Consider the following 22,132-nt stretch of genomic DNA (forward strand, 5'->3'; position numbering starts at 1 on the left):
CCCCTCGCGACGCGGGAGCGGCTCGGCTCCCTGTTCGCCGTACTGAACCAGACCACGACCTTCCTGACACGCCGGAACACGCTCGACTCGCTCACGCGGGCGGACGTCGTGATCGCGCCGGAGCTGTCCGAGATCAGCTCCGGCGCGTTCGAGCTCATCGGGGAGGCGATCGAACGCGGAAGCGCGGCGGCGAAGGCCGCGGCCCCGGAGCTGTCGCGCTACGCGCTCGACGAGGCGGGCTGGTCCGAGCACCTGCGGCGGCGCGGGCGCGGGGAGCCTCCACCCGCGAGTCCGGTCGTCTCCGAGATCCGCGTCGAAGGAACCGACATCGTGGACCCGCGCGTCGTGCTCGGTCGGGTCCGGACGCGTGTCGGCGCGCCGCTCGACCTCGCCGTCCTTCGCGAGGACATGGCCCGCGTCTTCGGGCTCGACGACTTCCAGCGGGTTTCCTTCGACGTGCGGCCCGCTCCGGACGGGAACGTGCTGACGTTCGACGTCCGCGAGAAGCCGTGGGGGCCGACGTACATCCGGTTCGGGGTCGAGGTGGTGGACGACCTCGAGGGGGACGCGGCGTACGGCGCGCGAGTCGGCATCACGCGCACGCGGTTGAACGCGCGGGGGGGCGAGTGGCGATCGGAGCTCCAGCTGGGCTCGCTCCAGCGCGCCTTTACCGAGCTCTACCAGCCGCTCGACTTCCGCGGGCGCTGGTTCGTCGCCCCGTGGCTGTCCGCCGAGCGGGCGAACCAGCCGATCTTCCTCGACGGCACGAAGATCGCGGAATACGACGTCCGCTGGGCGGGCGGCGGGATCGACGTCGGCGCCCAGTTCGGGCGGTTCGGCGAGATCCGCGTCGGCGTCGCGCGTCAGAAGGTCGAGGCCACGGTGGAGACCGGGGCCGCCGATCTGCCGTCGTTCGACGTCGATTCGGGAGGATTCCGGTTCGCGTTCGCGGTGGGGACGATCGACCGGCCTGCGATCCCGCGGAAGGGATTCGTGTTCGGGGTCCAGGGCGGCTTCTCCCGCGAGGCGCTCGGGTCGGACGCGCAATACGACCGGGTCCAGTTCGGCGGGGCGAAGTTCGTCAACCGCGGGCGGCACACCGTCTTCTTCGGAGTCGACGCCGGGACGAATCTCGGGAGCACGCTCCCCGTCTACGACGAGTTCGCGATCGGCGGACTGCTGTCCCTGGGCGGCTTCTCGCAAGGGGAGCTGCGGGGGCAGGTGTTCGCCGTCGGCCGCGTCGGGTATCACTTCCGGATCGCGACGCTTCCCGCGGGGTTCGGGGAGGGGATCTACGTCGGCACGCTGTTCGAGATCGGCAACACCTGGGAGTCGAGGAGCGCGGCGTCGCTCGACGACCTGCGCCACGGAACGACCGTCATCCTCGGACTCGACACGTTCGCGGGACCGGTCTTCCTCGCGTACGGCGTCGCGGAGGGAGGCGGGGACCGTTTCTACCTGACGGTCGGTCGCTCGTTCTAGGACGCTCCAAGGAACCGCCCGTGACGAGATGAACGCCAAGGGGTCCGAGGTCATCCCGAGAGAGGAGCTCGTCGCGACGCCGTGGTACGACAGGGACAGGTGCGAGTCGTCGATCTACAAGCTGAGAAACGCCGCCGTGAAGATGGCCGCCGCGGGGATATGAGCGGGGCTACCCCTTCGCCTTGCTCTTGAGGGCGCCCGCCTCGAGCCAGTGGGAGTACATGCGCCGGATGCGGTAGCCGTCGACGTCGAGAGCGTTCTCCACGACGTCGGCGGCGATTCCGGTGGCCGCCTGCTGCCACACCCGCTTGAGCAGCTCGACGTCGGTTTCCTCCTCGGGGGGAGTCGGCTTGATCCCGACCGCCTCGAAGGTCATCCCGTCCGGCACGATCGTGCGGGCCTGCTGGTACTCGTCGTGCCGGCGCAGCCCCTCGAGCATCACGCCGATCACGTCGAGGCCGTCCCCGCCGTCGACCGCCGGGCGGCCGCCGGTTCGGACGACGAAGGTCCCGGGGAAGGGGCGCTCGAGGACCTGGTAGACGGCCACCTCGCCGCGCAGCTTGCCGACCTCGGCGGCGACGATGCGCCCCTTCGCGAGGGAGATCGAGGCCCGCTTGGTCGACGACCGGTCGAACAAGACGATCTCGCCGCTGGACTGCGAATCGGCCAGCGACTGGAGGAGCGTCGGCAGGGCGAAGAGCTCGAGGTCGCCGGAGAGCGCCTCGCCCGTCGCGGGAGACGACGGGGCGGAACCGCCGGAGGAAGCCGCCGGGGCGGTCGCGGGCTTCGCGTCGAGCTTCGCCAGGGCCTTCGCCGCCTCCTCGCCGATCCCCTTGCCGTCGAACCGCTCGGTGACCTCGCGCAGGATGCCGCGTACCTCCGGGGTCGGCGTCCCGGAGATCGCCCGGATCAGGTGCAGCGTCTCCTCAGGCGGCCGCTTGCGGACGAATCCGAGGAGCTTCGCGGGAAGGCCCGCGCGCACGGCCTCGAGGAGCACGGCGAGCTGCTGCGGGTCGATCGAAAGGTCCTGCCGCGAGAGATAGTCGAGGCGGGCGTACGTGTCCCCGAGGTTCGCCGCGCCGGAGAAGGCGTGCCCGACGACGGTGCGGATCGCGTTGACCGTTCCCTGACGGGCGATCCCCGCGCACAACCGGTCGAGGGCCTCGACGGTGTTCTCGTCGAGGTGGGCCCTCCCGTCGGCCAGCTCCTTCTCGAGCGACTTGAGGCGCGCGATGAGGATCGCCTCGGCCTCCGGGTTCTTCACCTGGCCGAGCGCGCCGATCGCCTCCTTGACGACCATCGGCGGCTCGCCGAGTCCGAGCGCCGCCTCGAGGTGCGGCAACGTCTCGTGCAGGGCGTCCGGCCCGGCGTCCGGGAGGCGGCGCAGCAGGAAGATCAGGTTGCGCTTGTACCAGCCGTTCGCGTCGCGCACCTCGCCGCGGCCGTACGCGTCCAGGCGCGAGAGCAGCGGAGCGCGCCCGTCGTCGCCGTGGACGGCGTACAGGCTGAGGAGGAGCTTCCGGCGGTCCCGCTTCTCCTCCCCGTCGAGCGCGTCGAGGATGCCGTCGGGACGCCAGCCCGGGAAGAACGCCAGCACACGACGCAGCAACGGATGCTTGTCGGCACTCTCCGAGAATCGCTTGAGCGTCGTTTCCGACAACGTCGCCTGCGCCTGGCCGAGCACGGTGCCGACCATCGACGGGTCGGTCTTGTGGTCGGCGATCAGCCGCGACACCTCGTCGAGGATCGCGACCGCCTGGGCGAGGCGTCCCTCGTTGAACTGCTCGATCGCCGCGTAAGTCATCTCGCCGACGCGCCGGCCGGCCTCGACGGCGTCGGGGGCGAGCGCGACGAGCTTGTGCATCGCCTCGATCGGCTTGGCCTTGGGAATCGCCGCGGCGGACTCCTCGCTCGTCGGAGCGAGCATCCACCCCGGAAGGCTCCTGCCGAGGGCGCGGAACACTTCGCCGATCGGAGCGGCCAGCCCCTGCTGGCGAACGCGGCCGAGGTAGGTCTCGAGCTCGGCCCCCGTTCGCGCCTCGAGGGCGGCGGTCGTGAGGACCTGGGCGAGGATCGCCGGGTCGAGCGCGGGGCCTCCCGCGGGTCCCGCCGTGGGGATCGTCCCGGGAACGGACGGCTCGCCCGCCGGGACGACGGCCCCCAGGCGCTCGAGCAGGAGGGTCAACTTGCGCATCCCGCGCTCGAGGGCGACGTCGGTCGAGGCCGCCGCCTTGGCGGGGGCCGCCGCGGTGGGGGCCGCCGGCGCGCCGGCGGGGCGGTGGAGGATCTCGACCCTGGAGGTCGTGGTCGTCTCGACCTCTCCGATGCGGCTGAGCCGGACCTTGAGGTCGGCGCGCTCCTCCTCCGGACAGAGGGGAAGGAGCATCACGCTCAGTGCCTGGAGGAACCGGATCATCCGGTCCTGGGTCACGAGGCCGAACTCGGACAGTTGGTGGACCTTCGTGAGGGCGTGGAAGACGAGATCGGCGACGCTTCCGCCCCCGCGCGCGTACTGGGAGTGGATCCAGGAGCCGACGATGCGGGCCGTCAGCTCCGGCGGGTTCCCGGCGAGCAGCTCGAAGGTGTCCGCCACCATCATCGGCGCGATGTCGCCGGAGAGGTAGCGGTGCATTTCCAGCGCCGCTTCGCGGAATTCAGCTTGCGCGCCCAGTTCGGACATCGAAGAGGAACCTCGCCCCTTCCCGGCCGGAAATCCGCCGGAGTCGGGCTGGGAATGTTCGGTTCCCGTCCGCCGCGGGTCAAGAAATCCGTTGCCGCACATTCCGATTGCCCATAAAAAGGGGGCGGGGACTGGGGTCCGGCCCTCCAGCCGGACGGTCCACCGGGGGAAATCTCGAAATGAGGAATTGGCGTCGTGCCATAGCAGGGGCGTGTTGTGTCCTGGCCGCGGGGGTCGTTTCGGCGGCCATCGTCCCGGAGGCGTCGCGATTCGACGCCCTCGTCGTTCATGACCCGTCGGCGACCCTCGGGGTCGTCGCGGGGGCTCCGGAGGGCGTCGAGGGCTGGAGCGTCTGGTTCGACCGCCGCACGGGCACTCCCATGCTCGCCCAGGGGAGCGGGGTTCCGTGGCTCGGCGCGTCCGATCCGTTCGACGGGCGGCGGCTCGAGACGCTCGCGCGGGAGTTCGTCGCCGCGGGACGCGCCTGGATGCGGATCGACCCGTCGCAGCTGGTCCTCGACGCCGACGGCTCGGGCGCGATCGAGCCCGGCCGTTTCGTGGTCGTCTTCAACCGTTCGATCGGCGGCGTTCCCGTCGAGGGCGAGCGACTGACCTTCTATGTGAACCGCGGGAACCTCGTCTCGTTCGGCACCGATCGCTGGGGGACCGGCGCACCGGCCGGCCAGCCTCGACTCGAGCGCGACGCCGCCCTGACGATCCTCCGGGGCTACATGGGTCTGGAGCCGACCGATCGTGTCGAGACCGTACGGCCGGGCACCCGCTCCTACCTCGCGGTCCCGGGGGATGCGGGGACGTTCGAGCACCGACTCGCGTGGTCGTTCGCCCTGCGCGTGGACGGCGAGCGCGGGACCTGGGTCGGGAAGGTGGACGCCGACAACGGCCGCGTCCTCGCCTTCTACGACGAGCACCTTTACGCGGCGGTCGAAGGGGGCGTGTACCCCGTCTCGAACGACTTGAACTGTGCCGACGGAGGCTGCGAGCTCGGCGGGTACCCGATGCCGTACATCGACGTGACCGTCGGGCGGAGCCCGGTCGCGACCGGGGACATGGGCCTGTTCGGCTGCACCAAGGGGGCCAAGCGCTCCGAGGCGATGCTGGTCGGGCGGTACGTGCGCACGCAGGACCTCTGCGGCAACGGCGTCGTCTCCGGGAGCTGCAGCAGCGGCATCGATTTCGGGACGAGCGCCGGGACGGACTGCACCTCCCCGCAGGGAACCTCGGGGAACACGCACGCCGCGCGCACCGGGTACTACCACCTCAACCGGATCAAGGAGAAGGCCCGCTTCTGGCTTCCGGCGAACACGTGGGTGACCCAGCAGCTCACCACGAAGCCGAACACCTCGGGGAACTGCAACGCCTTCTGGAACGGGAGCGTCAACTTCTACCGGTCCGGCGGTGGGTGCCGCAACGCGGGTGAGATCGCCGGCGTGGTCAATCACGAATACGGCCACGGCCTCGATCAGAACGACGGCGGCAACTACGACAACCCGTCCGAGGCCTACGCCGACGTGATCGCGATCCTCCAGGAGCGGAACTCGTGCGTCGGCCGGGGGTTCTTCCAGAGCGGCACCTGTTCGGGGTACGGCGATTCGTGCCGCACCTGCAGCGGCATCCGCGACATGGATTACGCCGCGCGGACGCGCAACATCGCCGCGACGCCGCAGAACTTCACCGCCACGCTGTGCGGCGGGGGCGGCGGTCCGTGCGGTCGCGAGGTCCACTGCGAGTCGTACGTCCCGAGCGAGGCGATCTTCGACCTCGCGACCCGCGACCTGCCTGCCTCCGGGCTCGACGCGGAGACCTCGTGGCAGCTCGCCGAGCGGTTGTTCTACCAGTCGCGCCAGGGTTCCGGGGGGGCGGCGTTCAATTGCGTCTCCGGCGGATCGTCGTCGGACGGCTGCAACGCCTCGTCGTGGTTCAACAAGCTGCGCAACGCGGACGACGACGACGGGAACCTCGCGAACGGCACCCCCCACGCGGCGGCGATCCACTCCGCCTTCGCGCGCCACAACATCGCCTGCGGGTCGGCCGCGGACGCCTCGAATCTGAACAGCTCGGTTTGCCCGGCGCTCGCGAAGCCGACGATCGGGACGACGGCGGGGTCCGGGGCGGTGACCGTCTCCTGGTCGGCGGTGGCCGGTGCTTCGAGCTACTACGTCCTGCGGAGCGAGGTCGGCTGCGATTTCTCCCAGAACGTCATTGCCACCGTCGCATCTCCGGCGACCTCGTACGTCGACGACGGCCTCCCCGCCGGGCTCCCGGTCTTCTACCGGGTGCAGGCGCGGGGCGCCCAGGGGGCTTGCGAAAGCGCGGTTTCAGCCTGCATTTCGTCCTCGGGTCAATAGTCGCCAAACGGGGGCGCCCCACCGGGGCGCCCCCCTAGATCTTTGTTATTGCCGCATCGGGTCAAGGCGGCGTACGCTCACCTCCCCTCCCCCAGGGGGTGACGTGCGATGACCTGGAATCGTCGGGTCCTGTGGGGGCTGGCGGCGACCCTGGCTCTGCTCGCCGCGGCCCCTTCGATTGCGGAGACCGGGCAGGCGTCGGTGCTCGCCGCGATCGTGCGCGACGAAGAACCCGTCGTGCTCAGCGGCGCGTCCTTCCCGGCGCTCGCCGGTCAACCCATCACGTCGATGGTCGTCATGCGTTGGAACGGCACCTCGCTCCACTACGAGCCCATCCCCTTCCAGATCGACGAACGCATCGCCAAGACCTTCGACGCGGCGCCGTCCGGGACCTTCGTGGAGACGATCCACGACGTCGCCGGCGAGGACGACGGATTGTTCGACGCCGACGACGAGATCGTCGTGCGGTTCGGGGACGGCGGGGCGCAGGCCCCCCTCGACAGCTGGCCGCCCGCAGCGGACGAGGAGCGATTCGAGATCGTCGTGAACGATCCGCGCCCGGACGCCCCCGTCCCGCAGCGTCGGTTCTACGTCTTCACCGGCAACGATCTCCCGACGTCCGGCCTCGCCTACGTCAGCTGGAACGGAGCGGCGAACACGACGGTGTCGACGGCTTCGCAGCGGATCGTCTTCGTGGACCGCTGGCTGGCGACGGGGTACGCGGTCGAAGCACCGTGCGGCGCCGGAGTCGATCTGATCGACCGATTCAAGGGGCGCGCCGGAAGGAATCTGGACAACGAGAGCGAGCAGGAATGGAACGCCAGCTCGGAGTACATGGGGGGATACTCGGGGCCGATCCGGGCGATCCGATACGTGCGGGGCGCCGCGAGCGCCATCAACACGATCCACTACGACGTCATGTATCGCGAGCGCTGGGACCGTAACGTGATGCTGCGCGTCCACCCGATCCCCGCGATCGCGATCTACTTCGACCTGCTGCCGATCGGCAATGCGCGCCTGTTCACCCCGGCGTTCCCGGCCGGCCTGTCGGTGGACGGCGTTCCGGAATCGGGGGGGATCACGTTCCAGCCCTGGTCGCTCGTCCGCACCCCGCTCGGGGGGTTCGTGGTGCTGTACGACGCCCCGCCGTCGCCGTTCTACGGAAGCAAGCGGAACTTCTACCGCGACGACACGAGCTACGACGACGCGCTGACGGCGTTCTACGACGACGAGGACAACTCGGCGTACGGTGCGCAAGGTTTCGAGATGCGCGACCTCATCGGCGATCCTCTCGACCGGATCGACCTCGGATTCCGGATGTACCCGCTGTGCGCGGGGACCGGGGACGCGGACACCGGCGCCGCCTACCAGGCGCTGAAGGACCAGCCTCTCGCGAATGTGGTGACCCCGCAGCTCCGGGCGATCGCGCCGATCCGTTCGTTGCGCCTGCGCCGGGTCGGTGCGGACGTCCTGCTCGATTGGGACCCGGTTCCCGGCGCCACGTCGTACCTCGTGCTGGCGGCGTCGAGTGCCTCGGAGCCCCGCGAGTTCTGGACGCAGCTCGACGAAGTGCCGACCCCGAACTGGATCGATTCGGGCGCGGGTCTGTCCGAGACCCCCCGCCAATACTCGATCCTCGGGGTGACCCCGGCCGGGACCACCCCCTGGTAAAAGGCCCTTCCGTCCCGGACATCAATTGGGTAGGCTCCCGCGATCCCGACGCGCGCGGAAGGAAGGGAATCCATGCATCGAGGGATGAAACGGTACCGCCGCGGGACGGTCGCGCTGATCCTCGGGGCGGTCGTCGGACTCGCCGGACGGGCGAACGCCGAGGAGCCGCCGGTTTGCGCGACGTGCCACGCCGACCTCTACGAGGGCATGGCGAAGGTGAAGCACGGGAACGGCGAGGACGCACGCACGCCGTTCGGCAGCGGCCGGGCCTGCGAGGCGTGCCACGGCGACGCCTCCAGGCACGCGGAGGATCCCGCGTCGGCCAAGCCGGCCGTGCTCTTCGGCAGGGGGCGGAACGTCGACGCCCAGAACGCGGCCTGCATGAACTGCCACCAGGGCGGGAACCAGATGCATTGGGTGGGCAGCGCCCACGACCGCTCGAAGGTCGCCTGCGCCGACTGTCACGATCCCCACGCGGCGAAGGACCAGGTGCTCGTCAAGGAGACCCAGGCGGGCGTCTGCTCGAACTGCCACAAGGACGTCCGCGCCGACCTGTTCCGCACCTCGACGCACCCGCTGCGCAGCGGGACGATGACGTGCTCGAACTGCCACAACCCGCACGGCTCGATCGCCGAAGCGCAGCTCGTGAAGAACACCGTGAACGAGACCTGCGCGCAGTGTCACGCCGACAAGCGCGGCCCGTTCCTCTGGGAACACCCGCCGGCGCGCGAGAACTGCGCCGAGTGCCACAACCCGCACGGGTCGAACAATCCGCCGCTGCTCCGCGCGCGCGGCCCGTACCTCTGCCAGCAGTGCCACGCCAACCCCAACCACCCCTCCACGCTCTACAGCGGCAACAACCTTCCCGGCGCTCCGTCCGGGACGAGCTTCGACAAGATGCTCGGATCCAGCTGCCTGAACTGCCATCCGAAGGTCCATGGCTCCAACCATCCTTCCGGTGCGCGGTTCACCCGCTGAGGCGCGACGGAGGCCACGCATGTCGACCAACACGAAGATCCTCGGCGCCCCGGTCCTCGTGCTCGCGCTCGGCTGGGCCGTCGCGTCGGCCGAACCCCTGCAGCAGGTCCCGCTGTATCCCGATGCGGACATGACCCGGTACTCCGGGAACAACGTCGAGCTCGGCGCCGTGTACACCACCGACGATGCGTACAAGTTCGGCGAATACACCGGCCTCACCGACGAGGGCGCCTACGCGCTCCTGAACCTCTTCTGGGGCGGGAAGCTCGGCGGCCGCAACGCGTGGTCGGTAGCCGCGACGAATCTCGGACTCGATTCGCGAAGCGTCGGCGCGCGGTTCGGCGCCCAGGGAGTCTGGTTCGTCGACGCCGATTTCCTCCAGCTCAACCGCGCGCAGTGGAGCGACGCGCGGTTCATTCACGACGGGCTCGGGGGCCCGGTGCTGACGCTCCCCGCGGCCTTCCCCGGCCTTCCCGGGCAGCCCCCGACCAGCGCCGCGTCGATCGACCCGTACCTCAAGACCTTCGCCATCGAGCAGGGACGCGACGTCCTGCGCTTCGGCGGTGGCTGGCACTTCGCCAAGGCCTGGGTCGCCGAGCTGGGCTGGCAGCAGCTCCGCCGCGACGGCAATCGCATCATCGGCGCCGTGATCGGCAACTCCGGCGGCAACCCGCGCGCCGTGCTGGTCCCGTACGAGATCGACGACGGCACGTCGAGCGCCGAGGCGATCGTCCGCTACCGGGGCGAGAAGTGGCAGGCGAACTTCCTCTACACGAGGTCGGACTACGCGTCCGACTCGAACACGCTGCAGTGGGCCAACCCGTACAACACCATCTCCGGCTGGAGCGCCGCCGCAGGATTCGAGGCGGGCGGTCAGGGGTTGCTCGAGCTGTATCCCGACAACGCGTACGAGCACTGGCAGGCGACCGGCGGGTTCAACTTCAACCGGAACCACCGGATCACCGGCACCGTCGCGTTCTCCACGCTCACCCAGAACGACGCGTTCCGGCCGTACAGCGTCAACCCGGATCTGTATCCCACGCCGGCGACGGCGCTTCCGCGCACCTCGCTCGACGGGGAGATCCAGCACGCCCTCTACGACGTCGCCTACGTCGGCAAGTTCGCGAAGAACATCACGATCCGCGCGAGCGTGCACGCGAGCGAACACGACAACAACACGCCGACGGCGCAGTACCTCTACATCGGCGGCGACTCGCTGATCCAGGATGCGAGCCCGGTCGGCTCGAGCCGCGCGCGCGTCAACGTGGCGCTCGGAGGCTCGGAGACCCGCTGGCGCCTCGGCGCCGACTGGGCGTTCGCGCCCCGGTGGCTCGTCCGCGGCGAATACGAGACCAAGAAGGTCGAGTACGAGCCGGCGGAGGGGGAGCTGCGCGCGGAGACCACGACCGACCGCTTCGATCTCGAGGTGCGCCGGACCATGTCCGAGTTCTTCACGGGGTCGGTCCGCTACTCCGTCTCGGAGCGGACGGGTTCGGACCACGACAACGCCCGGCCGTTCGCCGAAGGGTACGAGCCGACGTATGTCGCCGCGACCCTCTACGACAACCTCCCGACGCTTCGGCAGTATTACGTGAGCGACTACGATCGCGAGCAGGTCCGCGTGATGGGGACGATCACCCCCTCGGACAAGATCGCAATCCAGCTCTACTTCGATCGCTACGCGCTCGACCATGGGGGGCCGGACTGTGGCGGCCCGAACGACCAGGTCCTTCTGGGCGTCGTGCCCGCGTACACGTTCCCGTCGCAATGCCAGGGGCGCACGGCCGCGGACGGCGAGTCGTGGACCGCCGACATCCAGTGGACGCCGGTGAAGTCGTGGTCGGCGTATGCGTTCTACACGAACTCCGAATACGTGAACGACCAGGCCGGTCGGCAGTATTCGGGGAATCCGGCCGCGACCGCGAAGTATCCCCAGAGCACGAGCACGAACCGCAACTGGTTCGTGAATCTCGACTACACCGACAAGACCCTGGGCGTGGGCCTGGGATTCCATCCGGAGGGGGCGAGGTTCGACGGCGGCGTCCAGTACGTCGGCAACGACGGCCGCGGCGCCACGACGCAGGTCGTGGACGCGAACTGGACCGTCGCGGCCCCCGATGTTCCGGCCCTCGCGGCGCCGACGCCCGTGCCCGATACGGTCGCCAGGTTGCAGTCGTGGCAGGCGTTCGGCCGGTGGAAGCTCGGCGCGGCCTTCGCCCTGCGGATCAACTACTGGTACGAGAGGCTCGACCAGAAGGACTGGGCGTACGACAACGCGACCCCGACCTCGTCCAACAACGTGATCCTCAACGGCCAGGCGACCCCGAACTACTCGAACAACGCCGTCGCCGTTTCCCTCGCCTGGACGAGATAGCGAAGAAAGGGGTCAGGCCCCTTTTTCTTTCAGAGTCGTGGGCTGGGTGGGGCCGACGTCTCGACGGCGTCCGGTTCGGGTTGCGCGTAGGAGACGGCGCCACCCGTCCGCCGGCTTGACACCGCGCCGCGAGCGACGTCACGATCCGGGGGCAGGTCCCCGCCTCCGGAAGCTCGTACCCGTGCCCAGGAAACCCCGACTGTCCTTGCCGGGCGTCCACTTTCATGCGCTCAATCGGGCCGTCCGTCGCGAGCGCCTGTTCCACGAAGCACGCGACTACGACCGTTTCGCGGACCTGCTGCGGCAGGCTTCGAGGCGAATTCCAGTCTCGATCGTCGCGTGGTGCGTCATGCCCAACCACGCGCACCTCGTCCTGAGACCCGACGCGCACGGCGCACTGTCGAAGTTCATGCACTGGGTGTTCTCGGTCCACGCTCAATTGCATCGAGAGAGGCGCGGGACGTCCGGCCACGTGTGGCAGGGTCGATTCAAGTCCTTCCCGGCGCAGCCGGATCGCCATCTCCTCAGTGTGATCCGATACGTCGAGCGGAATCCGGTGCGGGCGCGTCTCGTGGCGAGCGCGGAGGAATGGCCGTGGTCCAGCATCCGAGAACGCGAAGGGCTCCCGGGATGGCACGGGCTCATCGTCGCCGCACCGGTGGCGCTGCCGCAGCGCTGGATCGAGTACGTCAACGCGGAGCAGGCGCCGGAGGAGCTCGCCAAGCTGCGGCAGTCGTCCGAGAAGGGAGCGCCGTTCGGCGAAGCGAGTTGGGCTCGCGGGACGGCGGAACGACTCGGGCTCGAGTCGACGCTTCGACCGAGGGGTAGACCACGAGGCCCCGGCTCGCGCCGAGGCCTCTCCGTGAATTTGAAAGAAAAAGGGGCCTGACCCCTTTTCTACCCTTTTCTAGAACTGGAACAGCTGGAGTTGAATGAGGAACTGGTTGCGGTCGGGGAGTCCGTCGGTGGAGATCCGGGCCGCGCTGGCCTTCAGGCTGCGCTGGTGCCCCTTCATCCACCACGCGAAGCCCACGCCGGCGACGTCCTGGTCGGCGGTCGCCGCGTCGTCGAAATCGCGCGCCGCGTACTGCACGAACGGGGAGAACCGCCCCTTGCCGAAGTGATACCCGAGCTCGACGAGCCCGGCGGTCTGCTTCGCCAGCGACGTCATGAACGTGCCGCCGTCGATCGACGTGTAGTCGGCCTGGATCGTGATGCCCTGCTGGCCGCCGGCGATCGGCCAGTCCCAGAACACGTCGGCGCCGTACAACGCGTAGTCCTTCTGCACGTCGTAGGATGCGCCGATCGCGAGGATCTTCTTCGTGCCGTGGTACGTCCCGCCGTAGAAGAACCCGGTCTCCGCCTCGAACGGGTACCACACGAGCCGACCGCTGGTGCGGAACGCGTTCTGCGCCCCCGGGCCGCGGACCCCCTGGAAGACCCCCAGCCGGTACTCGAGCTTCTTGCCGAACGGATACCCGCGGACCTGGACGCCGTAGTCGCGTCCGACGCGCTCGCCGGCGGCGGTGCTCTCCAGGAACGAGTAGGGGCCGTAGTCCACCGGGAGCAGCGTTGCCGCGCTCTGGATGTGGTTGTGCGACAGCGGGAACAGCATCATCCCCGCGTCGACCTTGAACGCGTCGGCGTGGTCGTAGGTGAGGAACGCGTCCTGGATGTACACGTCGCTCGACCCCTTGGCGCCGGTGGGGTTCGCCTCCGTGTCGGGATCGGTCTTGCCGATGTTCGGGCTGTCGGTCTCGAAGAAGAACAGCCACTTCTCCGCGACCTTCCCGCCGAACAGGATGCGGAACCGGCGCAGGAACAGGTTCTGCGAGGTCCCTTCGCCGTCGGGCATCTCGAGCGCCTCTCCCTGGGCCTGGAGCAGGAAGCCCAGTTTCATCGACGCCTTGCCGTCCTTGCTCTCGATCTGCAACTGCGCGAACGCGGGGGCCGAACACGCGAGGAACGCGGCGCCCGCCAGGATGAAACGTCGTGCGATCACCGTGTCCTCCTACTCGGCGCCGATGCCGAGGTACGTCCGCAACTTCTCGTCGTCGAACTTGGCCGATGCGGTGTCCTCCTTCGTCAGGAGCGACACGAGGATGCCGACGACGAACGAGGCCGTCATCGACACGATCGCGGGGTTCTTGAGCCCGAACAGCGCTTCCTTGTTCTTGAAGATGTCCACCCACACCGTCGGGCTGATCGTGATGAGGATGACCGTGAGGATCGAACCGGTCAGGATCGAGGCCACGGCACCGGCGGTCGTGAACCGTCTCCACACGATGGAGAGCAGCAGCGAGGGGAAGTTCGCGCTGCACGCGATGGCGAACGCGAGGCCGACCATGAACGCGACGTTCTGGTCCTTGAACACGATGCCGAGCATCACCGCGAAGATGCCGAAGACCACGGTCGCCCAGCGCGCGACCTTGACCTGCTCGGTCTCGCTGGCCTGCCCGCGCTTGATCACGCTGACGTAGATGTCGTGCGACAGCGCCGAGGCGCCCGCCAGGGTGAGTCCGGCGACCACCGCGAGGATCGTCGCGAACGCGACGGCCGCGATGAACCCGAGGAACGGGGTTCCGGCGAGCTGCTCGGCCAGGAGCGGCGCCGCCATGTTCCCGCCCTTGTCGATCGCCGCGATGACGTCGCGACCGACGAGCGCCGCCGCGCCGAAACCGACGATCGGGATGATGATGTAGAAGTAACCGATGAAGCCGGTCGCGTAGAGCACCGACACGCGCGCGGCCTTCGCGTCGGGCACCGTGTAGAAGCGCATCAGGATGTGCGGGAGCCCGAGCAGGCCGAACATCAGGGCGAGCCCGAGCGACACCGCGTCGATCGGATTCGTCACGAGTCCGCCGGGCTCGAGCGCGGCCTGACCGTACTTCGCCGACACCGCGCCGTAGAGCGTGCCGGGGTTGAAGCCGAACTTCGCGAGGACCATCAGCGTCAGGACCGTCACGCCGCCGAGCAGCAGCACCGCCTTGATGATCTGGACCCAGGTCGTCGCGATCATGCCGCCGAAGAGGACGTACGCCAGCATCACCGCGCCCACGATGACGACGGCGAACTCGTAGGGGATGCCGAACATCAGCTTGATGAGGTTCCCCGACCCGACCATCTGGGCGATCGTGTAGAAGAGCACGGTCAGGATGCCGCCGATCGCCGACGCGATCCGCACGGGCGTCTGCCGGAGCCGGAAGGCGACGACGTCCGCGAAGGTGTACTTGCCCAGGTTTCGCAGCGGCTCGGCGACGAGGAACATCAGCGCCGGCCAGCCGACGAGCCAGCCGGTCGCGTAGATCATCCCGTCGTATCCCTTCATCGCGACGAGGCCCGCGATTCCCAGGAACGAGGCTGCGCTCATGTAGTCGCCCGCGAGCGCCAGTCCGTTCTGGACGGCGCTCACGCTGCGGCCCGCGGCGTAGAAGTCCTTGGTCGAGCGCGTGCGTTTCGCCGCCCAGTAGGTGATGACGAGCGTCAACGCGACGATGATGAGAAAAAACGTGATCGCCGAGGCGGTCGGGGTTCCGAGAGTGGTTTCCACGGCCCCCCCTACTCGCCGACCTGGTCTTTGAGCCGCCGAACCTCGACGTCGTACCGGCGGTTCGCCCACACGACGTAGATCGCGGTCAGGACCCAGGAGATCAGGATGACGCCGACGCCGGCGGGGATGCCCACGGTGGTGGACTCGCCGAGCTTGCGCGCCAGGAAGGGCTTGTCCCACGCGATCAGCAGGATGTAGCCGTAATACATGATGAAAAGCGCGAGCGTCAGCACGATCGACACGGCCCAGCGCTTGGAAACCATGCGCTTGAACTCCGCCGAATCGAGCATCTCGCGAGGCGACCGTTTCATGCCCCACCTCCTAACCGCCGCGAGGTTTCGCCGCGGTGCGCGCGATTCTGCGCGACTTCCCGCGGCTGGGAAGGGGGGACTACCTGACAATCATCAAGTTCTTATAGTTAGGCGGAGTGCAAGGAAGAGCTCGGCGGCGGCGAGGGCGTCCGCCAGAGCATCGTGGTGGTCGTGCGGCGGCAGCCCCAGCGCCTCGCGTGCGTCGGCGAGTCCCGTGCGGGGTGGCGGGGGATGCGGGGTGAATCGGTGGCGCCGGCGGTGGGCTTCCAGCAGCAGATCGATCGTGTCCACCACCTTCGGTCGAGGCCAGGGCCTGCCGTGGCGCCGGTACGCCTCTCGAAGGAACGCGACGTCCAGCGGCGCGTGGTGCGCGAGCAACGCTCCCTCTCCCAGACGCCGGTCGACTTCGGCGAGCACCTCGCGCTCGGTCGGCGCGGCGGCGGCCGAACCGGGGAGGATCTCGTGGATCCGCAACCCTTCGGACTCCTCCGTGGCGACGCCGTCCTGCCGCACGAGGGAGTGGTACCGCTCGCCGTAGCGGATCACGCCGTCGCGGATCGGCACCATCCCCACGGAGACGATGCGGTCCGCCCTCGGGTTCAGACCGGTCGTCTCGAGGTCGACCGACCAGAGCACGGCGAGGTCGCCGCCCCCCCGGAGCCGGGCGAGCAGGCGATCAAGCCAGCCGCTCAACCGAATGCCTCAGCGCGGCGGCCTCCTGGATCTGGCGGATGGCGACGAACACGTCCTTGAGCTGGCTGCGCTCGAGGGAGGAGAGGCTCTCGAGGGGAATGCGATGGGACGGCCGCCGGCCGTCGCGCAGCGCGCGCAGCTGCTCCCGGAGGCGCAGGCCCAGCAGGAACCGGAACGCTTCGGCGAGCGTGGCCGCGCCTTCGCCGCTGAGCGTGCCCGCGCGTGCGGCGTCCTCGAGCCGGTCGAGGGTGGGCCGCGACGCCGAGCCCGCCTCGAGCGCGTAGAGCCGCGCCAGGCTCACGATCGGGACGATGCCGCCCTTCTTGAGGTCGACGCCGCCGTCGTCCTCGCGGATGTGGCGGAACGCGCCGAGAGGCGGACGCAGCCCGAGCGAGGCGCGGGCGAAGTGCGCGAGGAAGACCTTCTCCCGACCGGCGTCGAGCACGAGCTGGTGCAGCGGCGCGAGATCGAGCGTGCCGTGAACCGGCCGGAAGTCGAAGAAGTTCAGGGCCTCGAGCAGGGCGCGCGGCTCGGGTGTCTCGATCCACCCGCGGAAGGTCGCGACCCAGCTCGCGAGCGGCTTGCGCCAGCGCGTGGCCATGAACCCGCCGTGGCAGCGGGGGAACGACGCGGCCTCGAGCCAGCCGACGACCCGCTCCGCGAGGGCGCCGAAGTACGCCTCGCCCCCTCCGTCGGCTCCTGCGAACACCAGCGCGTTGTCCTGATCGGTGGCGAGGGTCTGCTCCATGCGTCCTTCGGACCCGAATACGATCCACGCGTACGGGCCGGGGGGCGGGCCCGCCTCCGCCTCCGCCGCGCGCAGCAGCCGCGACGCCAGGGCGTCGTGCACGCGGGAGACGACCGGTCCGATCTGCGCCGCGCCGAGCCCTCCCCACGACAGGGTCTCCACCATCGCCTTCAGCTCGACGGCGAAACGCGGGAGGTCGGCGGGGACCTCGAGACGATCCACGTGACGGAACACGTGGAGCGGGCTTTTGACCTGGAGCCGCAGGAGATCGGTGTCGGTGATCACTCCGGTGATCGTGTCGCCGTCGACGAGCGGCGCGTGATGCACCCGGTGCTCGAGCATGAACAGCAGCGCATCGAGCAGCGTCGCGCGCGCCTCGAGCGTTTTCATCGGGCGCGTCGCCACCTCCGCCACGCGCGTCTCCGGACCGCGCCCCTCGGCGAGGACGCGGCTGCGAAGGTCGCGGTCGGTCAGGATGCCCGGGGGCTCGCCGTCGACGATGAGCGAGCTCGTTCCGGAGTCGCGCATCCGGCGCGCGGCCTCGCCCACGGTGCGCTCGGGCGCGATCCGCAGCGGCGGACGTGTCGGCAGCGTGCTCACCGGCGTTCCGAGCTCGGCCCCGACCGGCAGGGGCTGGACGCTCGCCGACCTTCGCAGGCGCTCGCTGAGGTCGACGAGGAAGTACTCCGCGAAGGCCGGAGCCTGCATCAGCCACGAGAAGACGGGGCCGGGGATCCGGTAGAGGAGCGATTCCTCCGAGGCGATCGCGTCGACGTGGGGCGCCGTGGCGCCGATGAGCGAGGGGAAGCCGAAGCACTCCCCCTCCTCGAGCACCTGCACGACCTGGCCGTCGCGCTCGAGCCGCACCGTGCCCTTGCGCACCACGTAGAGGTACTCGCTGCGCGCGCCGCCGCGACGGAGCACGAGCGCGCCGGCCGGCGCGAACTCGATCTCGAGGTTCTCCTCGATCCGCCGCACCGCGGCGGAATCGAGGACGTCGAACGGCGGGTGGGAGCGGAGGAACGCGATCGGCTCCATGACGCGGCGGAGTGTACCGCCGCGGAAAAGGGGCCTGGCCCCTTTTCGGTCAGCGTCCCTTCTTCTCGACGAGCTTCGGCCAGTTGGCCTCGGCGTCCCGGGTGTGTCCCGCGACGTCGGCGTCGAACGCCTTCTTGATGTCGGCGTTCTTGTTGAGGATCAGGCGCCCGCCGAGGAGCTGCCACGTCGAGATCTCGACGGGCGCGAGCGCGTTCTTCGCGACGCCGTACGCGCAGTAGCCGCCGTAGGCGGGAGCGTACTTCGCGGGGTCCTTGTCGAACAGCGCCTTGTGTTCGGCGGTGGCGAAGCGATACGTGGCGCCTTCGTACGTGGAGGTGAACGTCGCGATCCCGAGGAGGGGTTTCCCGACGGTGACGAAGCCGACGGCGTCGTACCCCTGGAGCGCGAGCCCCGAGGCGTCGGTGTTGACGAGGTCCTTGGCGAGCGCGGCGCCGGAAGCGAAGACGGCGACGGCGGCGAAGCTCAGCAGGCGTCGGATCATGGCGGTTCTCCGGGTTGAAGGTTCCCCGCAGAGATGCCGTCCGCCGCCGCGTCGTTTCGCTAGAACGCGGAAACCTCCTTCTGCCCCTCCCTCGGAAGCCGGAGGTAGACCTCCGTATCGGCTTCCGCGCACACCTCGCCGGCGACGTCGGTCGCCACGACCCGGTGCGCTCGCGCGAAGCGACCCCCGCTTCGCAGCGCGGAGACGGCGTCCTCGACGTCCGCCTCGCCGATCTCGAAGGAGATCGTCAGCGCGGTCCTGGCCGGCTTCACGTAGCGGATCGACGCGCCGCGCAGCCACGCCTGCACGCGCAGGCCGCGGTGGGCGAGGATCTGCCAGTAGAGGATCGCGCACACGGGGTCGAAGGCGGCGAAGACCGTCCCTCCGAAGGTGGAACCGTTGAGGTTCCTCGTGAGCAATCCGCGGCGGACCCGCACCGTCGCGCGCCGGAAGTCGGGCGAGATCGAGACGATCCGGATCCCCTGGAGCAGCCACGGCGGGAACAGATTCAGCACCCACTTCACCTGCCGGGGCGAGAGGGCGCGGGGCGGGCGCGGGGCGCTCACGGCAAGGGCGTCGGTTCGTGAGGCCGATCGAAGCCCCTCGCGGCTGGCTCCCCGACGACGCCGACGCACGGTCGCATGCACACTCCCTTCCTGGGCCGAACCCCCACCATGATGCAACCGTCCGCCAACCGTCACCGCGATCCGGTCAGGAACGCGTCGGGCTCTCCCGGACCTCGCGAAGCAGCAGCGCGATGACGAAGAGCAGCGCCACCGCGGCGAGCTCGAGGAGCCGGGAGGCGGAGTAGCCGTTGATCACGGTGTAGTCGAAGAGGTTCGCCGCCTTCTCGACGACCGCCAGCGCGGCGAGGACGAAGGCCAGCAGGAAGAGGCTCCGGTTGACGAGGCTGGACAGATTGGACATCGCGACCTCCGTTCAGCCGCGCACGATGCGACGGGCGTTGATCAACTCCCCCGTGGTCGCGCGGTACACCGCGACGCGGACGACCCCGTCGTGGTCCTCGAACCAGAGCTGCACGAGGTCGGGGTACTGACCGGCGCTCGAGACCCCCGCCAGACGCCCCCAGGAGGCGGGAACGACGTCGCCCGACGGGAGGGTCTCCGCGGCGGCCGCGCGGGTCCTCACGTCGGGGGCGCCGAGACGGCGACATCCCGGCAAGGCGACGATCAACGCCAGGCACACGAACGCTCCAACGACGGTTCTTCGCATGGTTCCTCCTCCGGATGGGCCGAATCCCGGGGCCTGAAGGGATGGACGTGCGCGCACGGTCCCCTCCGCGGGTTGGGTTGCCGCGAACGATGGGACCCTAACCCTGTCGGACCGTGGCGGTCAATCGGGATCAGGTCCGCAGGGTGAAGGGGTTGAAGTCGGTGTCGCGGTCGTAGTAGTCCTCGCTTTCGGCGCGCTTCAGCCACCCGACGATCTTGTAGGTGACCGGCGTCGCGAGGGCCTCCCAGGCGCACTTGATCAGGTAGTTCGTCGCCATCACCTGGAGGACGAGCTCCGGGGGCCAGGTTCCCAGGAAGGCGACCGAATAGAAGATGAGCGAGTCGGCGGCCTGGCCGACGAGGGTCGAGCCGATCGTGCGCTGGTAGAGCCGCCGCCCCTGCGAGAGGATCTTGAGCTTCGCGAGGACGTAGGAATTGCAGAACTCGCCGGCCCAGAAGCCGAGCAGCGATGCCAGCACGATCCGCCACGTCGAGCCGAGCGCGGTTTCATAGGCCGCCTGGTGCGGCCAGTCGGCGGCCGGCGGGAAGGCGAGCACGACGAACGACATGAACGACGCGAAGGCGAGGGCGGCGAACCCCGCCCAGACCGCCCGTCGGGTGCGCGCGTACCCGTACACCTCGGTCAGGACGTCGCCGAAGATGTAGGAGACGGGGAAAAAGAGCACGCCGGCGCCGAACTTCACATCGCCGATCTGCGCGATCTTGGCGGGGCCGATCAGGTTCGCGCACAGGAGGACCGTGACGAACGCGGCCATCACGAAGTCGTAGTAGCGGTATCGTCGTTCGGTCACGGAAACCCCCGGGAAACCGGCGGCACCCTAACACGGTGGAGGGCAGCCGATGTTCTCGAAGGACCCAGGAAAGCTGCGCATCCCCGACACGACCCAGGCCCTTCCCGGACGGACCGCGCCGATGCGGATCACCGGGAAACACCTCGTCCTCGGAACGGTCATGAAACCCCCATTTCCGGCCGGTTTCGAGCAGGTGCAGGTCGGCCTCGGCTGCTTCTGGGGAGCGGAGCGGAAGTTCTGGCAGCTCCCCGGCGTCCACACGACCGCGGTCGGGTACTCGGGGGGGCTCACTCCCAACCCCGACTACGAGGAGGTCTGTTCCGGCCTGACGGGACATGCCGAGACGGTCCTCGTCGTCTACGACCCGGCGAAGGTCTCCTTCGACGAGATCCTGCGCGTCTTTTGGGAGAGCCATGACCCCACGCAGGGGATGCGTCAGGGAAACGACCGCGGCACGCAGTACCGCTCCGCGATCTATGCCTATTCCGACGCGCAGCTCCGGGTCGCCGAGGCCTCCCGCGACGCCTACCAGGCGAAGCTCGCCGAGGCGGGATACGGCGCCATCACGACGGAAATCCGGGAGGCGCCGGAGTTTTACTACGCCGAGGACTACCACCAGCAGTACCTCGCCAAGAACCCGAACGGGTACTGCGGGCTGGGCGGGACCGGGGTGACCTGCCCGATCGGCGTCGCGAAGGCCACCTGATCCGCTACGCCGCCCCGACCGCCGCCGCGAGCGTGACCGGCGCCACCGGGTAGCGCATCGCCGCGGCGATCGGCGTCGGCTTCGGCCAGCGCCGCACGCACTCCGCCAGCCGATCCGGGGTCCCGAGATCGCTCCATCCGCAGAACGGAACGGTCACGAGGCGCAGGCGGTCCTCCGATCCCTGCAGGAGCTCGCGGGAGAAGTCGGACGTCGGGATCGACGCATAGAGACGCGCCAGGGCGACCCCATCCAGCGAACCGTCGGAGCGGCGCGGCGCCAGGGCGAGTGCGTGGAGCAGCGACGGCCGGCGCCGGAGGTAGAGCGCCTTCAGCGCGGGTCCCTTCGCGACCATCAGGAAGGAGTTCCACACGCCGCCGCGGCGCATCAGCTCCGCGGCGAACGTCGCATCCGGCTTCTCCACGAACGCCTTCACGCGGAAGGAGCCGTCGGTCGCCTCGTTCCCCGGGACGATCCACCCGTACTCCGAGTCGGGGGCGTCCGGTTCGATCCCCAGCAGCACGATGCCTTCCGGATCGCGCCGGACCTCGTCGAGCCCGCGCCGCAGCGCGCGGGCCATCACCGCCTCGTCGGCGACGAAATGGTCCGAGGGGAGCATCACGACGGTCGCGTCGGGATCGCGGCGCAGGATCTCGAGCAGGGGCAAGAGCACCCCCGCCGCGGTGCCGCGGTTGAGCGGCTGGGCGACGACGTTCTCCTCCGGGAGCTCGGCGAGCTCGTCCCGCCACCAGAGCCGGTGCTCCTCGGCGACGATCGCGAGCGTGCGCTCCGGGGGGGCGATCCGCGCGGCGCGGGAGAGGGCGTCCTGAAGGAGGGACGGTCCTCCGGCGAGCGAGCAGAACTGCTTGGGAACCGACGCGCCGTTCCCCAACCGCGTCAGCCCGCTCAGCCGCGTGCCCGACCCCGCGGCCAGCACCAGCGCCCACGTTTCGCCTCGACCTCGTGCCAGTCTCATCGCGTCGCCTCCCTCG

Annotated in this window: 20 protein-coding genes; 8 read left to right on the plus strand and 12 right to left on the minus strand. The window is 69.5% G+C overall.

Annotated features, from left to right (window positions below; all coding sequences use genetic code 11):
* The coding region (locus VF139_02405; GenBank protein HEX6850231.1) for a BamA/TamA family outer membrane protein at positions 1 to 1,482 on the plus strand (1,482 nt) is incomplete at its 5' end.
* 28 nt (positions 1,483 to 1,510) lie between these two features.
* On the plus strand, positions 1,511 to 1,645 hold the full coding sequence (locus tag VF139_02410; protein HEX6850232.1) for a hypothetical protein: 135 nt from the start codon (positions 1,511 to 1,513) through the stop codon (positions 1,643 to 1,645).
* 6 nt (positions 1,646 to 1,651) lie between these two features.
* Here the strand turns inward: VF139_02410 and VF139_02415 are convergent, their stop codons facing one another.
* Positions 1,652 to 4,162 (minus strand): DUF4388 domain-containing protein, encoded by a 2,511-nt coding sequence (locus VF139_02415; GenBank protein HEX6850233.1) that lies wholly within the window; start codon positions 4,160 to 4,162, stop codon positions 1,652 to 1,654.
* Positions 4,163 to 4,341: 179 nt separating this feature from the next.
* Here VF139_02415 and VF139_02420 point away from each other — a divergent pair, with 179 nt between their 5' ends.
* The 5 genes from VF139_02420 (at position 4,342) to VF139_02440 (ending at position 12,440) form a co-directional block, all read left to right on the plus strand.
* The gene (locus VF139_02420; GenBank protein HEX6850234.1) at positions 4,342 to 6,528 is read left to right on the plus strand and encodes a hypothetical protein; all 2,187 of its coding nucleotides are present in this window, start codon (positions 4,342 to 4,344) and stop codon (positions 6,526 to 6,528) included.
* 108 nt (positions 6,529 to 6,636) lie between these two features.
* Positions 6,637 to 8,199, plus strand: coding sequence for a hypothetical protein (locus VF139_02425; protein ID HEX6850235.1), 1,563 nt, complete (start codon positions 6,637 to 6,639; stop codon positions 8,197 to 8,199).
* 72 nt (positions 8,200 to 8,271) lie between these two features.
* A complete protein-coding gene (locus tag VF139_02430; protein ID HEX6850236.1) occupies positions 8,272 to 9,177 on the plus strand; it encodes a DmsE family decaheme c-type cytochrome in 906 nt (301 codons plus the stop codon).
* Positions 9,178 to 9,196: 19 nt separating this feature from the next.
* Positions 9,197 to 11,551 carry an MtrB/PioB family outer membrane beta-barrel protein gene (locus VF139_02435; protein ID HEX6850237.1) on the plus strand — a complete coding sequence of 785 codons (2,355 nt, stop codon included), beginning with the start codon at positions 9,197 to 9,199 and terminating at the stop codon, positions 11,549 to 11,551.
* Positions 11,552 to 11,732: 181 nt separating this feature from the next.
* Positions 11,733 to 12,440, plus strand: coding sequence for a transposase (locus VF139_02440; GenBank protein ID HEX6850238.1), 708 nt, complete (start codon positions 11,733 to 11,735; stop codon positions 12,438 to 12,440).
* Positions 12,441 to 12,458: 18 nt separating this feature from the next.
* Here the strand turns inward: VF139_02440 and VF139_02445 are convergent, their stop codons facing one another.
* From VF139_02445 to VF139_02490, 10 genes are all read right to left on the minus strand, one after another.
* Complete coding sequence (locus VF139_02445; GenBank protein ID HEX6850239.1) at positions 12,459 to 13,553, minus strand: porin; 1,095 nt, start codon at positions 13,551 to 13,553, stop codon at positions 12,459 to 12,461.
* Between the two features lie 9 nt (positions 13,554 to 13,562).
* A complete protein-coding gene (locus tag VF139_02450; protein HEX6850240.1) occupies positions 13,563 to 15,101 on the minus strand; it encodes a sodium/solute symporter in 1,539 nt (512 codons plus the stop codon).
* 8 nt (positions 15,102 to 15,109) lie between these two features.
* Entirely contained in the window at positions 15,110 to 15,412 is a 303-nt protein-coding gene (locus VF139_02455) for a DUF485 domain-containing protein (protein HEX6850241.1), read from the minus strand.
* Between the two features lie 93 nt (positions 15,413 to 15,505).
* Positions 15,506 to 16,105, minus strand: a complete 600-nt coding sequence (locus tag VF139_02460) for a 3'-5' exonuclease (protein HEX6850242.1) — start codon at positions 16,103 to 16,105, stop codon at positions 15,506 to 15,508.
* On the minus strand, positions 16,089 to 17,891 hold the full coding sequence (locus VF139_02465; protein HEX6850243.1) for a putative nucleotidyltransferase substrate binding domain-containing protein: 1,803 nt from the start codon (positions 17,889 to 17,891) through the stop codon (positions 16,089 to 16,091). Before VF139_02465 ends, VF139_02460 begins: the two co-directional genes overlap by 17 nt.
* A gap of 49 nt (positions 17,892 to 17,940) precedes the next feature.
* Positions 17,941 to 18,393, minus strand: a complete 453-nt coding sequence (locus tag VF139_02470; protein ID HEX6850244.1) for a YHS domain-containing (seleno)protein — start codon at positions 18,391 to 18,393, stop codon at positions 17,941 to 17,943.
* A 59-nt stretch (positions 18,394 to 18,452) separates the two neighbouring features.
* Positions 18,453 to 18,959, minus strand: coding sequence for a DUF4442 domain-containing protein (locus tag VF139_02475; protein HEX6850245.1), 507 nt, complete (start codon positions 18,957 to 18,959; stop codon positions 18,453 to 18,455).
* A gap of 145 nt (positions 18,960 to 19,104) precedes the next feature.
* The gene (locus tag VF139_02480; protein HEX6850246.1) at positions 19,105 to 19,320 is read right to left on the minus strand and encodes a hypothetical protein; all 216 of its coding nucleotides are present in this window, start codon (positions 19,318 to 19,320) and stop codon (positions 19,105 to 19,107) included.
* A 12-nt stretch (positions 19,321 to 19,332) separates the two neighbouring features.
* A complete protein-coding gene (locus VF139_02485) occupies positions 19,333 to 19,626 on the minus strand; it encodes a hypothetical protein (GenBank protein HEX6850247.1) in 294 nt (97 codons plus the stop codon).
* Positions 19,627 to 19,756: 130 nt separating this feature from the next.
* Entirely contained in the window at positions 19,757 to 20,437 is a 681-nt protein-coding gene (locus tag VF139_02490; protein HEX6850248.1) for a queuosine precursor transporter, read from the minus strand.
* Between the two features lie 49 nt (positions 20,438 to 20,486).
* Here VF139_02490 and msrA point away from each other — a divergent pair, with 49 nt between their 5' ends.
* Complete coding sequence (gene msrA / locus VF139_02495) at positions 20,487 to 21,143, plus strand: peptide-methionine (S)-S-oxide reductase MsrA (GenBank protein HEX6850249.1); 657 nt, start codon at positions 20,487 to 20,489, stop codon at positions 21,141 to 21,143.
* A 4-nt stretch (positions 21,144 to 21,147) separates the two neighbouring features.
* Here msrA and VF139_02500 read toward each other — a convergent pair whose 3' ends face one another.
* Positions 21,148 to 22,116 carry a sugar phosphate nucleotidyltransferase gene (locus VF139_02500; protein HEX6850250.1) on the minus strand — a complete coding sequence of 323 codons (969 nt, stop codon included), beginning with the start codon at positions 22,114 to 22,116 and terminating at the stop codon, positions 21,148 to 21,150.
* Positions 22,117 to 22,132 lie beyond the last annotated feature (16 nt).

It is taken from the genome of Candidatus Polarisedimenticolaceae bacterium, assembly GCA_036376135.1.
GTDB lineage: Bacteria > Acidobacteriota > Polarisedimenticolia > Polarisedimenticolales > DASRJG01 > DASVAW01.